Origin of the sequence: Stenotrophomonas sp. B1-1 (genome assembly GCF_010894375.1) — a bacterium.
Classification (GTDB): Bacteria; Pseudomonadota; Gammaproteobacteria; order Xanthomonadales; family Xanthomonadaceae; genus Stenotrophomonas.
This window is the reverse complement of the sequence record NZ_JAAIUZ010000064.1, coordinates 1-658: the sequence shown is the minus strand read 5'-3', so window position 1 is coordinate 658 and position 658 is coordinate 1. Positions and strand designations below refer to the sequence as shown.

Genomic DNA, 658 nt, shown 5'->3' with positions numbered 1-658 from the left:
CCATGGGTCATGGGCACCTGCATCAGGCAGGCATCGGCCGCTTCGCCGGCACGCTCCAGCGCGGTGGCATTAGGCGGCAGCAGGGTAGGGGAGGGTACATGGCCGATGACCCCGTCCCAGCTCAGCCGGGCGCCCGCAGGCAAGGGTTGATCCAGCACGATCGTCCAAGGCGCCTGAAGCCGGTAATCGACGACGGTGACCGGTGTGGCAAAGGTGGGGATGTAGCCGGTGGCCTGTGGGCCGTATTCCAGCTGCACGCCCCATACGCGCACCGCGTGTTCCTCGCCACCTGGCACAACGCTCGTGCTGGTGTACGGGTAGACCGGGCTCGTTGCGTCATCCAGATCCCATAGGTAGGGGGCGACGATGTCCAAGCCGGAGACCCCATCACCCGGGTATTGATCACTGTCGGGGCGTGCGTGCAAATAGAGCGCCAGCATCAGTAGCCCATCGGCCACCCCGGTTACATCCATCTCGATCAATCGGCCGCAGTCGCCGCTGGGCAGGATGCGCAGCGCGCTCACATTGGGGGTGTCCGTCGGTCCGACTAGGACGCCCTCAGCCAGGTCGAGGACCAGGCGATTGGGGCGCGCCACGGCGCCGTCGGTGCTCTGCAACTGCAACCCCAGGTAGCGCTTGCTGCCGTTGCGCTCGCGTG

Annotated in this window: 1 pseudogene; it reads right to left on the bottom strand. The window is 66.6% G+C overall.

Annotated elements, in window-relative coordinates:
* Positions 1–658, bottom strand: a pseudogene (locus G4G00_RS21775) (hypothetical protein); the annotation flags it as partial.